Below are 14,564 nucleotides of genomic sequence, written 5' to 3' on the forward strand. Positions count from 1 at the left end.
GGTTGATAGGCCGGATCTGGAAGGCGGGTAACCGCTGGAGGTGACCGGTACTAATAGGCCGAGGGCTTGTCCTCAGTTGCTCGCGTCCACTGTGTTGGTTCTGAAACCACGAACAACCGTCGTAGCTTTGCCACGGCTCCGGTTGACAGTTTCATAGTGTTTCGGTGGTCATAGCGTGAGGGAAACGCCCGGTTACATTCCGAACCCGGAAGCTAAGCCTTACAGCGCCGATGGTACTGCAGGGGGGACCCTGTGGGAGAGTAGGACGCCGCCGAACAAATTTTGGAGCTCCGGCTCTCGGGTATATCGCCCGAGGGCCGGAGCTTTTTTGTTTTCCAGGGGGTTTTCCGTGCTTTCCGCGCCGGCCGGCACGGTGTTTTCGACGGGGCGCGGACCCGCCGCGTCGCGATGTCAGGGCTGCGGGTAAGGTCAGGGGGCATCGTCGGCACATTTCCCACAGGAGGCCCCCGGGTGGAGGTCCAGGAGACCCGCGTTCAGACGGACCGGGTCCTCACCATCCCGAACATCCTCAGCATGGCGCGCCTGGTCGGCGTACCCATCTTCCTGTGGCTGATCCTCAGGCCGGAGTTCGGAGGCCCCAAGAGCGACGGCTGGGCGCTGCTCGTGCTGATGCTGAGCGGCATCAGCGACTATCTCGACGGGAAGCTCGCGCGGCGCTGGAACCAGATCAGCAGCCTCGGCCGGCTACTGGATCCCGCGGCCGACCGCCTCTACATCCTGTCGACTCTCGTAGGCCTCACCTGGCGCGAGATTCTGCCGATCTGGCTGACCGCGGCGCTTGTCGCGCGTGAACTGGTCCTGCTGGTCATGGTGGGCATCCTCCGGCGCCACGGCTATCCGCCGCCGCAGGTGAACTTCCTGGGGAAGGCCGCCACCTTCAACCTGATGTACGCCTTCCCGTTGTTGCTGCTCAGCGACGGACACGGATGGCTCGCGTCCCTCGGTGCGATTTTCGGATGGGCGTTCGCCGGGTGGGGTACAACCCTGTACTGGTGGGCAGGAGTCCTGTACGTGGTGCAGGTCCGCCGGGTTGTCCGAGCGGACACCATGGCCGATTGAGCTCGGCCCGCAGGGGCAGTTGAAGCGCCCCGATGGCCCGCGCTCGAAAACTGCGGGACAATCTGGACGGGTGAAGTCGGCTAGTCCGTCGTCTTAAAGGAGGACGCTTCCGACATGAAGGCCGTAGTGATGGCCGGAGGCGAAGGTACTCGCCTTCGTCCCATGACCTCAAGTATGCCCAAGCCGCTCCTGCCCGTGGTGAACCGCCCGATCATGGAGCACGTGCTCAGGCTGCTCAAAAGGCATGGGCTCAACGAGACCGTCGTGACTGTTCAGTTCTTGGCCTCTCTGGTCAAGAACTACTTCGGTGACGGCGAGGAGCTCGGCATGGAGCTCACCTATGCCAATGAGGAGAAGCCACTCGGTACTGCCGGTAGCGTCAAGAACGCCGAGGAGGCGTTGAAGGACGACACCTTCCTGGTGATCTCCGGCGATGCCCTGACCGACTTCGATCTCACCGACCTCATCAATTTCCACAAGGAAAAGGGTGCGCTGGTCACCGTCTGTCTGACGCGTGTCCCGAACCCCCTCGAATTCGGCATCACCATCGTGGACGAAGAGGGCAAGGTCGAGCGCTTTCTGGAGAAGCCGACCTGGGGTCAGGTCTTCTCCGACACGGTCAACACGGGTATCTACGTCATGGAGCCCGAAGTCTTCGACTATGTCGAGGCCGATGCCTCCGTCGACTGGTCGGGCGACGTCTTCCCCCAGCTGATGAAGGAAGGGAAGCCGGTCTTCGGATACATCGCCGAGGGCTACTGGGAGGACGTGGGCACCCACGAGAGCTATGTGAAGGCGCAGGCCGACGTCCTGGAGGGCAAGGTCGACGTCGAGATCGACGGCTTCGAGATCTCCCCGGGCGTATGGGTCGCCGAGGGTGCCGAAGTGCACCCCGACGCCGTGCTGCGCGGCCCGCTCTACATCGGGGACTACGCGAAGGTCGAAGCGGACGCCGAAATCCGCGAACACTCGGTCATCGGCTCCAACGTCGTCGTCAAGAGCGGCGCCTTCCTGCACAGAGCCGTGGTGCACGACAACGTGTACGTCGGCCAGCACAGCAATCTGCGCGGCTGTGTCATCGGCAAGAACACCGACATCATGCGGGCCGCCCGCATCGAGGACGGCGCCGTCATCGGCGACGAATGCCTCGTCGGTGAAGAATCGATCATTCAGGGAAACGTACGCGTCTATCCGTTCAAGACCATCGAGGCCGGCGCCTTCGTCAACACCTCGGTGATCTGGGAGTCGCGCGGCCAGGCACATCTCTTCGGCGCGCGCGGTGTGTCCGGCATCCTGAACGTGGAGATCACTCCGGAGCTGGCGGTACGTCTCGCGGGGGCATACGCGACGACGCTCAAGAAGGGCTCCACGGTCACCACGGCCCGTGACCACTCCCGAGGCGCGCGGGCGCTGAAAAGGGCGGTCATCTCCGCGCTGCAGGCCAGCGCCATCGACGTACGCGACCTGGAGAACGTACCGCTGCCGGTGGCCAGGCAGCAGACGGCGCGGGGCAGTGCCGGCGGCATCATGATCCGCACGACGCCCGGAGTGCCCGACTCCGTCGACATCATGTTCTTCGACGGCGAGGGCGCCGACCTGTCGCAGGGCGGACAGCGGAAGCTCGACCGGGTGTTCGCGCGCCAGGAGTACCGGCGCGCGTTCCCGGGAGAGATCGGGGATCTGTACTTCCCGGCCAGCGTCTTCGACTCGTACACGGGTTCCTTGCTGAGGAACGTGGACACGACGGGTATCGCCGAGTCCGGGCTGAAGGTGGTCGTGGACGCCTCGAACGGCAGCGCCGGTCTGGTGCTTCCCAGCCTGCTGGGCAAGCTCGGTGTCGACTCCCTGACCATCAACCCCGGCCTGGACGAGTCCAGGCCGACGGAGACCGCCGACACCCGGCGGGCCGGACTGGTGCGGCTCGGCGAGATCGTCGCGTCCGCGCGTGCCGCGTTCGGTGTGCGCTTCGACCCGGTGGGCGAGCGGCTCTCGCTGGTCGACGAGAAGGGGCGGATCGTCGAGGACGACCGGGCCCTCCTCGTGATGCTCGACCTGGTGGCCGCGGAGCGGCGCAGCGGGCGGGTGGCGCTGCCGGTGACCACCACGCGGATCGCCGAGCAGGTGGCGGCGTACCACGGGACCCAGGTGGAGTGGACGACCACGTCTCCCGACGACCTGACCAGGGTCGGACGTGACGAGTCGACGATCTTCGGTGGTGACGGCCGCGGTGGCTTCATCATTCCGGAGTTCAGCAGCGTGTTCGACGGCGCGGCCGCCTTCGTACGGCTCATCGGGCTGGTGGCGCGGACACAGCTCACGCTCAGCCAGATCGACGCGCGGATTCCGCGGGCGCACGTCCTCAAGCGGGACCTCGCGACTCCCTGGGCGGTCAAGGGGCTCGTGATGCGCCGGGTCGTGGAGGAAGCCGGGGACCGGTTCGTGGACACCACCGACGGAGTCCGGGTCGTGGAGACCGACGGACGCTGGGTGATGGTGCTGCCCGACCCGGCCGAGGCCGTGACACATCTGTGGGCCGAGGGCCCCGACGTCGCGTCGGCGGAGGCCCTGCTCGACGAGTGGGCGGCCGTCGTGGACAGCGCCGGGCGCTAGTCACACGTGCGTGCCGGACAAGTGTCCCCAAGGGGGCCTGTCCGGCACGCGGGTGGGGCCATTCGGAGGTAGCACCCACGACGTGCGACGATGTGCGGCATGCCGCAGCAGCCCCCCGTTCGGAGCACACCTCCGCGCCCCTCGCGCCCGGACGCCTCCATGTCGCTGCTCACCAACGTCATGGACCACAGTCTCGACGACGGATACGCCGAGGCGGCCGCGCGGAAGAAGGACAAGGGCGCCGGCGGCATGCCGAAGACGGTACGGGCGAAGCTCTCCCTCGCCGCCGGTCTCGTGCTCGCCGCCCTGGTCGTGACCGTGGGAGCGGCCAACGCGCGGATCTCGGCGCCGGTCGTGGCCAAGGAGCGCCAGGAGCTCATCGACCGCATCCAGCGCGAGACCTCGTCCGCGGACAAGCTCGAGAGCAGTGTCGACACCCTGCGCGACGACGTGAGCGCCCGGCAGCGCGAGGCGCTGAGGAAGCAGGGGGGCGGCGACCAGGCCGACCTGGTCGGCATCCTGTCGGGTGCCGTCGCGGTGCACGGCCCCGGCGTGAAGCTGGTCGTGAACGACGCCAAGGAAGCCACCCAGGGGGGTGACGGTGATCCGCGTGAGACCAACGGGTTCTCGGACACCGGCCGGGTCCGTGACCGTGACATGCAGCGGGTCGTCAACGGGCTCTGGGAGTCCGGCGCGGAGGCCGTGGCGATCAACGGACAGCGGCTGACGGCACTCTCGGCGATCCGTGCCGCCGGAGACGCGATACTGGTCGACAACAAGCCGCTGGTGCCGCCCTACACGGTGCTCGCGGTGGGGGACGGCGGGCGGCTCAGCACCAGGTTCCAGAACAGTGCCGACGGGCTGTATCTTCACGCCCTTCAGGAGAACTACGGCATCCGGACCAGCATCTCCGTCGACGACGACGTCCGGTTGTCCGCCGCACCAAGTGTGATCGTACGTACAGCACAGCCGAGCACAGAGAAGGGCACATCGTGATCGCCGTACTGGGCCTCGTCGTGGGAGTCGTGGCTGGATTGTTGGTCCGGCCCGAGGTTCCGGTGATCGTGGAACCCTACCTTCCGATCGCCGTCGTGGCGGCGCTCGACGCCGTCTTCGGAGGCTTGCGCGCGATGCTCGACGGCATCTTCGACGACAAGGTCTTCGTGGTCTCGTTCCTGTCGAACGTGGTCGTCGCCGCGCTGATCGTCTTCCTGGGGGACAAGTTGGGCGTCGGTGCGCAGCTCTCCACCGGTGTCGTGGTCGTCCTCGGTATCCGTATCTTCTCCAACGCCGCGGCGATCCGCCGGCACGTGTTCCGGGCGTGAGGCCGATGAGCAACGAGGACGAGAACCCCGACAACCGGCTGCGCAGGGAACTTCCCGAAGAGGTTCCGGCCGCGGCCGCCGAGAGCTCCGCCGCCCAGCAGCACGGAGCGCCCCCGCCGGACGACGCGCAGGCCGCGCCGACGCTGACCGGCCGTCAGCGCCTGGCGAAGGGCCTGTGGCCGCCGCGGGTGTCCCGTGCGCAACTCATCGTCGCGCTGCTGCTGTTCGGCCTCGGCTTCGGTCTGGCCGTCCAGGTGGCGTCCAACAGCGACAGCGGCAGCGCCCTGCGCGGCGCACGCCAAGAAGATCTCGTACGTATCCTCGATGAACTCGACAGCCGTACGCAGCGTCTTGAAGACGAGAAGCAGGGTCTCGAAGATCAGCGCACCGAGCTGGAGAACAGCTCGAACCAGGCTGCCGAGGCGCGCAAGCAGACGGCCGAGAAGGAGAAGCAACTCGGCATTCTGGCGGGCACGGTGGCGGCGCAGGGACCCGGCATCACGCTGACAATCAACGATACGAAGGGGACGGTCAAGGCGGACATGCTGCTTGACGCGATCCAGGAGCTGCGCGCGGCCGGTGCGGAGGCGATTCAGGTGAACGGTGTGCGAGTCGTCGCCAGCACCTATCTGAGCGACTCCGGCAAGGGCGTGAGCGTGGACGGGAACAAGATCACCCAGCCCTATCGTTTCAAGGTCATCGGCAAGCCGCAGGACCTCGAACCGGCGCTCAACATCCCCGGAGGCGTGGTGCAGACTCTCGAGAAGGAGCAGGCCACCGTCACGGTGGAGCGTGCGACGAAGATCGTTGTGGATGCCTTGCGGGCCGCGAAGCTGCCTGACTACGCTCGGTCCTCCTCCCAGTGAGCCGGGGGCGCATGGGGGTGGTGCGGCGAGGGCATGAGGTTGCGGGGGGTCGGCGCACCGAATGGGTGGTGCGTGGTGGAAACTGTCTGGTGGATACGGACGTTGTGAGGATGTCCGGGTCGACCGGTGTGTGCAATCAGGGTTCGTCCTGCCCCACGGGCGGGTCTGTTTCGGTCAAGGGGAATCGCCCGTGAAGTTGTTTGGGAAGTTGTTCGGCAAGAGCGCACGCGAGGGCGGCGACAACGCCCGGCACCGTGCACCACGCCATGGAGACGTGGAGGGCCAGGGTGGCGAGCGCCCGCTGTTCCGGGACCAGGTCGCTGGTCAGGGCGCGCCGTCTGTTGACCCTGCCCAGTCCGGCCGCATAGGTTTCGGGGAACCGTCAGCCTCAAGTACGGGTGGAGGGTTCGCTGCCGACCCGTACGCGTCTCATGTCCCTGGGGGGCAGCCGCGGCAGGAGGATCCCATGTCGGCCCTGGTGTGTACGAGGTGCGGTAACCGCAACGCGGAAAACAGCCGCTTCTGTTCGAACTGCGGCGCGCCGCTGCGGCCCGGCGCGGTCCCGGAGCGCGCGTCCGAGACGACGTCGACGATCTCCATCTCGGGCCTCGAGGCCTACGATGCCGAGGTCACCGGTCAGACGCAGATGCCCACGCTCTCCCCGGAGGCGCAGGCCGCCGTCGACGCACTGCCGCTCGGCTCGGCGCTCCTGGTGGTCCGCCGCGGTCCGAACTCGGGCAGCCGCTTCCTCCTGGACGGTGAGCTGACCACGGCCGGGCGTCATCCGCAGAGCGACATCTTCCTCGACGACGTGACCGTGTCGCGCCGGCACGTGGAGTTCCGCCGCGCCGCGGACGGTTCGTTCACGGTCGCCGACGTGGGCAGCCTGAACGGCACGTACGTCAACCGGGAGCGGATCGACTCGGTGCCGCTGTCGAACGGCGACGAGGTGCAGATCGGTAAGTACCGGCTGGTCTTCTACGCGAGCCAGCGGGGTATCTGACCCTTCCCCAGACTCCGTCCGGGGGGACCCCCAGGAAGGTCCATGCTTCGAACACCGAGCGGCGGTGCCGGCAGCGGTACCGCCGCAGCGGACAGTGGGCTGATGAGTATCGGCGCGGTGCTGAGCGCGCTGCGTGACGAGTTCCCCGAGGTCACCATCTCCAAGATCCGCTTCCTGGAGTCGGAGGGGCTCATCGAGCCGCGACGGACGCCCTCGGGGTATCGCAAGTTCAGCGCGGACGACGTCGAGCGCCTCGGTCACGTACTGAGGATGCAGCGGGACCACTATCTTCCGCTGAAGGTCATCCGTGAGCATCTCGACGCCCTGGAGCGCGGCGAGCCCGTGCGGCTGCCGTCCTTGGGGCGCCAGCGCGACGGGGGCGACGAGGAGCCGCCGGAGCCCGACGCGCCGACGGCGGTCCGGGTAGGCCGTTCGGAGCTGCTGGCCGCCGCCGAGATCGGCGAGCAGGAACTGCAGGAGTGGGAGTCGTACGGGCTCATCGCCCCACTGGCGGAGGGGACGTACGACGCCGAGGCGGTGACGGTCGCCGCGCTCGTCGTCGAGCTGGGGCGGTTCGGTATCGAGCCGCGCCATCTGCGGGCGATGAAGGCGGCGGCCGAACGGGACGCGGGGCTCGTGGACCAGGTGGTGGCACCGCTGAGGCGCCATCGCAATCCGCAGACCAGGGCGCACGCGGAGGCCCGCACGAAGGAGCTGGCGGGGCTCACCGTGCGGCTGCACGCCGCGCTGGTGCAGACCGCGCTGGGCGTAAGGCTGCCCTGACCTCGGAGCCCTCGTGGCCGTCCGGATCGGCCACCCGTTCTGTGCTCGACTACCCAAACGTCCCGGGCACGGCCTAGGGTTGCTGTGTGAACGAGCTCGATGTCGTAGGTGTCCGGGTCGAAATGCCCTCCAACCAACCGATCGTGCTCCTGCGTGAAGTGGGAGGCGATCGCTACCTCCCCATCTGGATCGGACCGGGGGAGGCGACGGCGATCGCCTTCGCCCAGCAGGGCATGGCCCCCGCACGACCGCTGACCCACGACCTGTTCAAGGACGTGCTGGAAGCCGTCGGCCAGGAGCTCACCGAGGTGCGCATCACCGATCTGCGCGAGGGGGTCTTCTACGCGGAGCTGGTGTTCGCCAGCGGGGTCGAGGTCAGTGCCCGCCCGTCCGACGCCATAGCGCTGGCGCTGCGCACCGGAACGCCGATCTACGGCAGTGACGGGGTGCTCGACGACGCGGGAATCGCGATTCCGGACGAGCAGGAGGACGAGGTGGAGAAGTTCCGGGAGTTCCTCGACCAGATCTCTCCCGAGGACTTCGGGACCAACAGCCAGTGAGGGGACCGGGCGCCCCCGGCCGGCGTCCGGACACCCGTTCCCCCGGCTGTGCCGCGTCACGGGATCGGAGTACTCCCGGCGGCAATTGCCCGTGGCGACTGTGGCGCGCTGCGGCTCTCTCCGAGAGCATTCGGCTAGCCTTTCCCCGCGGTGGGACACGGGAAACCACTCCTAGGGTGATTATCACTCGGCGTGCCGAGTGTGGCGATCGTTGACGCACCCCTGGTGACTGCCTACCGTCGAGAAGGCAGGTCAAGGACGGAGGTCGGCGTGAGAAGCAGCGGCGACGGTACGGCTGGGGGTGCCCCCGGACGCGGTCTGGGGGAGAGCGGCCCGTACCCTCCCCCAAGCTCTCGGCTCGGCTCGAGCAGGGGGTACCCGCATCACGACAGCGCGGCCGACCATGTTCCACAGCGGCCGACAGCGGTGCCGGGCGAGGGAGGGACGGCCGCCGAGGAGATCGGCTACCGGGGGCCCACGGCGTGTGCCGCCGCGGGCATCACCTACCGGCAGCTCGACTACTGGGCGAGGACCGGCCTGGTCGAGCCGAGTGTGCGGCCGGCCTACGGTTCGGGGACGCAGCGGCTGTACAGCTTCCGGGACGTGGTGGTCCTGAAGATCGTGAAGCGGTTCCTCGACACGGGAGTGTCGCTGCAGAACATCCGCACCACGGTCCAGCACCTCAGGGAGCGCGGCTTCCGGGACCTGGAGCGGATGACGCTGATGAGCGACGGCGCGACCGTCTACGAGTGCTCCTCGCCCGACGAGGTCCACGCCCTGCTCCAGGGCGGCCAGGGCGTCTTCGGGATCGCCGTGGGCGTGGTGTGGCGGGACGTCGAGAACGCCCTCTCACAGTTGCACGGGGAGCGGGTGGACACGGGTGAGACGCTCGTCGGACACAACCCCGCGGACGAGCTGGCGCGCCGGCGCAACCGCGCGGTCTGAGGACGTCTGAGGGGCGGCGCGGTCCGGCGGTCCGCGCCAGGGACGAGGGTGGTACGGACCGGCGGTGCGGGGCGGCTCGCGGCTCGGCGCCGCGGCGGAGTCCCCGGGCATTGTCAGTGCCGTAGGGCAGCATCGGGGGTGTGAGAAACGCGCCCACGATCCTGCATCTCGACATGGACGCCTTCTTCGCCTCGGCGGAGCAGGCGTCCAAGCCGAGCCTGCGGGGGAAGGCCGTCGTCGTGGGCGGTCTCGGAGTGCGCGGCGTGGTCGCCACCGCCTCCTACGAGGCGCGGGTCTTCGGGGTGCACTCGGCGATGCCCATGGCGCAGGCGCGCAGACTCGCGCCGAACGCCGCGTATCTCGTGCCGCGCTTCGGGCTCTACCGGGAGATCAGCGACCAGGTGATGGGGCTGCTGCGGACGCTCTCCCCCCTGGTGGAGCCGCTGAGCCTGGACGAGGCGTTCGTCGACCTGGAGGCCGGGGGAACCGCCTGGGACGACGCCTCGGCGCGGCTGGCGGGGGTGAGGCTGCGGGCCGACATCAGGGCCGTCACGGGCCTGACGGGATCCGTGGGGCTCGCGGCCTCCAAGATGCTCGCCAAGATCGCCTCCGAGCAGGCCAAGCCCGACGGCCTGGTGGTGATCGAGCCGGGGACGGAGCGCGCGCTGCTCGGGCCGATGCCGGTGCGGACGCTGCCGGGCGTGGGACCCGCCACCGGGGACCATCTGCGCCGGGGCGGGATCAACACGGTCGACGAGATCGCCGAGGCGGGCGAGGACGAGCTCGTACGGCTGCTGGGCAAGGCCCACGGGCACGCGCTGTACGCGATGGCGCTGGCGCGCGACGAGCGGCCGGTGGTGGCCGAGCGGGAGACGAAGTCCGTGTCGGTCGAGGACACCTACGATGTGGACATCCATGACCGGACGCGGGTCGGGCTCGAGGTGCAGCGGCTCGCCGACCGGTGTGTGCAGCGGCTGCGTGGGGCGGGGCTGTCGGGGCGGACCATCGTGCTGAAGGTGCGCAGGTACGACTTCTCGACGCTGACCCGGTCCGAGACGCTCCGGGGGCCCACGGACGACCCCGCGGTCGTGCGGGAGGCGGCCGGGCGGCTGCTGGAGGCGGTGGACACGACAGGGGGCGTGCGCCTGCTGGGCGTCGGCGTCTCGGGGCTCGCCGACTACACGCAGGAGGACCTCTTCGCCCAGGCCCAGGCGCAGGCACGGGCCGCCGAGGAGGAGACGGCGGCCCAGGAGCACCCCGACGACGTGGCGGCGGCGGAGGAGCCGGCCGCCGAGCAGGTCACGGCGGCCGAGCGGCGCTGGCCGGCGGGTCACGACGTGCACCATGCCGAGTACGGGCACGGATGGGTGCAGGGCAGCGGGCTGGGAAGGGTGACCGTGCGATTCGAGACTCCCGACTCTGAGCCGGGGAGGGTGCGGACGTTCCGTACGGACGACGCGGCCCTGGAGCCGGCGGACCCGCTGCCGCTGGTGCCACGAAGACCCGAGGACTCGTCCGGTGTCTCCGCCGGTGCGCCCGGGAGGGCTTGAGTCCGGCCGCCTGCGCGGGCCGGGTCGAGTCGGGCGTCGCCGGGCTTTCGGCGGCCGGACGGTCTCCTGGCTCGCCGCACCTCGGACACGCGGTCCCACCCGCCTCCGGAAGGGGTCTCTCAGGTCTCGTCCGTGCCCGCCAGACGGCCGAAGTCGTGGTCCGGCGGGAGGGCCGGGGGCGTCACGTCGAGACCGTAGTGGTGGTAGAGCTGGAGCTCCTGCTCCGGAGAGAGGTGACGGCCCACGCCGAAATCGGGGGCGTCCCTGATCAGGGCGCGTTCGAAGGGGACGCGCAGACTGCCCTCGACGAGTTCGCTGGGCTCCAGGGGCACGAAGGCGTCCCTGCTGAACAGACCCGTACGTATGGCGGCCCACTCCGGTATGCCGGTCGCGTCGTCCAGATAGACCTCGTCGACCGTGCCGATCTTGGCGCCATTGCGGTCGAGCGCCTTGCGGCCGATCAGATTGCGCGGATCGATGTCGGTCTGCACGGGCCCTCCACTCGATTGCGACTCTTCCGTAGGCACTACGAAAGAGCACATTCGTGACGGTGGCCACTCGAAAGCCCGTGCGTTGTTCACGCTGGTACCCTGGCAAACGGCTGCTGACCCCGTGCGGGAGAGTCCTCCAGACACCATCGGAGGCGCCGAAGGAGCAACTCCTCCCCGGAATCTCTCAGGCTCACGTACCGCACGGACGAGGTCACTCTGGAAAGCAGGGCGGGGCCGACGGCCTCCGCTCTCACCGACGGTGAAAGCCGGGTCGCAGCGAGCGGGCGGGCCGGTGAAGCTCTCAGGTCAGATGACAGAGGGGGAGGCCGGACGGGCACCCATGCCGTGGTGCCCCTCGAAGGTCGTGTGTGACCAGGAGGCCTCCGTAATGACCGCCCATCGCATTCCGCTCTCCGAGCTCGAGCAGGGAATCCCCTTCGAGCAGCGCCACATCGGGCCCGCCCCGGAAGCACGGGCCAAGATGCTCGCGCAGGTCGGGTACGGCTCGCTGGATGAGCTGACGGCCGCCGCCGTGCCGGACGTGATCAAGAACGCCGAGGCGCTCGAACTCCCGGGCGCCCGCACGGAGGCCGAGGTCCTGGCCGAGCTGCGCTCCCTCGCGGACCGCAACCAGGTCCTCGACTCGATGATCGGCCTCGGTTACTACGGCACCTTCACGCCGCCGGTGATCCTGCGCAACGTCATGGAGAACCCGGCCTGGTACACCGCGTACACGCCCTACCAGCCGGAGATCTCGCAGGGCCGCCTGGAGGCGCTGCTCAACTTCCAGACCGTGGTCGCCGAGCTGACCGGACTGCCCACCTCCGGCGCCTCGCTGCTGGACGAGGGCACCGCGGCCGCCGAGGCGATGGCGCTGTCCCGGCGCATGGGCAAGAACAAGAAGGGCCTCTTCCTGATCGACGCGGACGCCCTGCCGCAGACCGTCGCCGTCATCGAGACGCGCGCCGAGCCCACCGGTGTCGAGGTCGTCGTCGCCGACCTGAGCGAGGGCATCCCGGTCGCGATCGCCGGGCGTGAGATCAACGGTGTGCTCATCCAGTACCCCGGCGCCTCCGGTGCGGTCCGCGACCTCAAGCCCGTCATCGAGCAGGCGCACGAGCTCGGCGCGGTCGTCACCGTGGCCGCCGACCTGCTCGCCCTGACCCTCCTCACCTCGCCCGGCGAGCTCGGCGCCGACATCGCGGTCGGCACGACCCAGCGGTTCGGCGTCCCGATGGGCTTCGGCGGTCCGCACGCCGGATACATGGCGGTGCGCGAGAAGTTCGCGCGCAGCCTGCCCGGCCGGCTGGTCGGCGTCTCCGTCGACGCGGACGGACACAAGGCGTACCGGCTCGCCCTGCAGACCCGCGAGCAGCACATCCGCCGTGAGAAGGCGACCAGCAACATCTGCACCGCGCAGGTGCTGCTCGCCGTGATGGCGGGCATGTACGCCGTCTACCACGGGCCCGACGGACTGAGGACGATCGCTCGTCGCACCCACCGCTACGCCACGCTCCTCGCCGAGGGGCTGAAGGCCGGCGGCGTCGAGGTCGTGCACGGCGCGTACTTCGACACACTGACCGTCCGTGTCCCGGGCCGGGCCGCCGACATCGTGACGGGCGCGCGGGAACAGGGTGTCAACCTCCACCTCGTGGACGCCGACCATGTGTCGATCGCCTGTGACGAGACCACCGCCCGCAGGCAACTGGGCGCCGTGTGGGCCGCGTTCGGCATCGAGGGCGACATCGAGGCGCTGGACGCGAGTGTCGAGGACACGCTTCCCGCGGCGCTGCTGCGCACCGACGACTACCTCACCCACCCGGTGTTCCACCAGTACCGCTCCGAGACCGCGATGCTGCGCTACCTGCGCAGGCTCTCCGACCGCGACTACGCGCTGGACCGCGGCATGATCCCGCTGGGCTCCTGCACCATGAAGCTCAACGCGACCACCGAGATGGAGCCGGTCACCTGGCCCGAGTTCGGCCAGCTGCACCCCTTCGTCCCCGCCGAGCAGGCGCAGGGCTACCTCACGCTCATCGAGGAGCTGGAGACGCGGCTCGCCGAGGTCACCGGATACGACAAGGTGTCGCTCCAGCCCAACGCCGGTTCGCAGGGCGAGCTGGCCGGTCTGCTCGCCGTCCGCGGCTACCACCGGGCCAACGGCGACGAGCAGCGCACCGTGTGCCTGATCCCGTCCTCGGCGCACGGCACGAACGCCGCGAGCGCCGTGATGGCCGGCATGAAGGTCGTCGTCGTGAAGACCGCCGAGGACGGCGAGATCGACATCGCGGACCTGCGTGCCAAGATCGAGCAGCACCGCGACGAGCTGGCCGTGCTGATGATCACGTACCCCTCGACGCACGGTGTGTTCGAGGAGCACGTCGCCGACATCTGCGCGCAGGTGCACGAGGCGGGCGGCCAGGTGTACGTCGACGGCGCCAACCTCAACGCGCTGGTGGGCCTCGCGAAGCCGGGCCACTTCGGCGGTGACGTCTCGCACCTCAACCTGCACAAGACGTTCTGCATCCCGCACGGCGGCGGCGGTCCGGGTGTCGGCCCGGTCGGCGTGCGCGCGCACCTGGCGCCGTACCTGCCGAACCACCCGCTGCAGCCCGCCGCCGGTCCGGAGACCGGTGTCGGCCCGATCTCGGCCGCGCCCTGGGGCTCCGCGGGCATCCTGCCCATCTCGTGGTCCTACGTCCGGCTGATGGGCGGCGAGGGCCTCAAGCGGGCCACGCAGGTCGCCGTGCTGTCGGCGAACTACATCGCCAAGCGTCTGGAGCCGCACTTCCCGGTGCTGTACACGGGCCCCGGCGGGCTCGTCGCCCACGAGTGCATCATCGACCTGCGTCCGCTGACGAAGGCGACCGGCGTGAGCGTCGACGACGTCGCCAAGCGGCTCATCGACTACGGCTTCCACGCGCCCACCATGTCCTTCCCGGTCGCGGGCACGCTGATGATCGAGCCGACCGAGTCCGAGGACCTGATCGAGCTCGACCGGTTCTGCGACGCGATGATCGCCATTCGGGCGGAGATCGAGAAGGTCGGTGCGGGCGACTGGACGGTGGACGACAACCCGCTGCGCAACGCGCCGCACACCGCCGCCGCGCTCGGCGGGGAGTGGAAGCACGCGTACACGCGTGAGGAGGCCGTCTTCCCGGCCGGTGTCGCGGCCGCGGACAAGTACTGGCCGCCGGTGCGCCGGATCGACCAGGCGTACGGCGACCGCAACCTGGTCTGCTCCTGCCCGCCGCTGGACGCCTACGAGGACTGAGACGCGGTGGCCGGCCCGGTGACGTGAGGGCCGGCCTTCCATTGGGGCGTGCTCCCGCTATTGGGGGACGTGCTTCC

Annotated in this window: 12 protein-coding genes, 1 rRNA gene and 1 riboswitch; of the genes, 12 read left to right on the plus strand and 1 reads right to left on the minus strand. The window is 69.2% G+C overall.

The features are described from left to right. Window positions 1-160: 160 nt before the first annotated feature. The 11 genes from rrf to ACFV2J_RS28680 all read left to right on the plus strand — a co-directional run bounded on the left by rrf (window position 161) and on the right by ACFV2J_RS28680 (window position 10,722). Window positions 161-277, plus strand: a 5S ribosomal RNA gene (gene rrf, locus ACFV2J_RS28630). Window positions 278-471: 194 nt separating this feature from the next. Continuing rightward, window positions 472-1,080 carry a CDP-alcohol phosphatidyltransferase family protein gene (locus ACFV2J_RS28635; protein WP_385097834.1) on the plus strand — a complete coding sequence of 203 codons (609 nt, stop codon included), beginning with the start codon at window positions 472-474 and terminating at the stop codon, window positions 1,078-1,080. A gap of 114 nt (window positions 1,081-1,194) precedes the next feature. Further along, window positions 1,195-3,690 carry a sugar phosphate nucleotidyltransferase gene (locus tag ACFV2J_RS28640; protein WP_385441329.1) on the plus strand — a complete coding sequence of 832 codons (2,496 nt, stop codon included), beginning with the start codon at window positions 1,195-1,197 and terminating at the stop codon, window positions 3,688-3,690. Between the two features lie 90 nt (window positions 3,691-3,780). Beyond that, entirely contained in the window at window positions 3,781-4,686 is a 906-nt protein-coding gene (locus ACFV2J_RS28645) for a DUF881 domain-containing protein (protein WP_385441331.1), read from the plus strand. Further along, entirely contained in the window at window positions 4,683-5,015 is a 333-nt protein-coding gene (locus ACFV2J_RS28650) for a small basic family protein (RefSeq protein WP_148007916.1), read from the plus strand. Before ACFV2J_RS28645 ends, ACFV2J_RS28650 begins: the two co-directional genes overlap by 4 nt. A gap of 5 nt (window positions 5,016-5,020) precedes the next feature. Continuing rightward, window positions 5,021-5,881, plus strand: a complete 861-nt coding sequence (locus ACFV2J_RS28655; protein WP_385082813.1) for a DUF881 domain-containing protein — start codon at window positions 5,021-5,023, stop codon at window positions 5,879-5,881. 61 nt (window positions 5,882-5,942) lie between these two features. After that, window positions 5,943-6,884 (plus strand): FHA domain-containing protein, encoded by a 942-nt coding sequence (locus ACFV2J_RS28660; protein ID WP_385082815.1) that lies wholly within the window; start codon window positions 5,943-5,945, stop codon window positions 6,882-6,884. A 42-nt stretch (window positions 6,885-6,926) separates the two neighbouring features. Continuing rightward, window positions 6,927-7,667, plus strand: a complete 741-nt coding sequence (locus ACFV2J_RS28665) for a MerR family transcriptional regulator (RefSeq protein WP_385082816.1) — start codon at window positions 6,927-6,929, stop codon at window positions 7,665-7,667. 86 nt (window positions 7,668-7,753) lie between these two features. Next, window positions 7,754-8,227, plus strand: a complete 474-nt coding sequence (locus ACFV2J_RS28670) for a bifunctional nuclease family protein (RefSeq protein ID WP_006123076.1) — start codon at window positions 7,754-7,756, stop codon at window positions 8,225-8,227. Between the two features lie 270 nt (window positions 8,228-8,497). After that, the gene (locus tag ACFV2J_RS28675; protein ID WP_385082817.1) at window positions 8,498-9,172 is read left to right on the plus strand and encodes a MerR family transcriptional regulator; all 675 of its coding nucleotides are present in this window, start codon (window positions 8,498-8,500) and stop codon (window positions 9,170-9,172) included. A 140-nt stretch (window positions 9,173-9,312) separates the two neighbouring features. Then, the gene (locus ACFV2J_RS28680; RefSeq protein WP_385082819.1) at window positions 9,313-10,722 is read left to right on the plus strand and encodes a DNA polymerase IV; all 1,410 of its coding nucleotides are present in this window, start codon (window positions 9,313-9,315) and stop codon (window positions 10,720-10,722) included. A gap of 119 nt (window positions 10,723-10,841) precedes the next feature. Here the strand turns inward: ACFV2J_RS28680 and ACFV2J_RS28685 are convergent, their stop codons facing one another. Beyond that, on the minus strand, window positions 10,842-11,213 hold the full coding sequence (locus tag ACFV2J_RS28685; RefSeq protein ID WP_385082820.1) for a PRC-barrel domain-containing protein: 372 nt from the start codon (window positions 11,211-11,213) through the stop codon (window positions 10,842-10,844). 114 nt (window positions 11,214-11,327) lie between these two features. Further along, window positions 11,328-11,423: riboswitch (glycine riboswitch) on the plus strand. 178 nt (window positions 11,424-11,601) lie between these two features. Here ACFV2J_RS28685 and gcvP point away from each other — a divergent pair. Further along, entirely contained in the window at window positions 11,602-14,487 is a 2,886-nt protein-coding gene (gene gcvP / locus ACFV2J_RS28690) for an aminomethyl-transferring glycine dehydrogenase (protein ID WP_385082822.1), read from the plus strand. Window positions 14,488-14,564 lie beyond the last annotated feature (77 nt).

It is taken from the genome of Streptomyces sp. NPDC059668, from assembly GCF_042734135.1.
Taxonomy (GTDB): domain Bacteria; phylum Actinomycetota; class Actinomycetes; order Streptomycetales; family Streptomycetaceae; genus Streptomyces.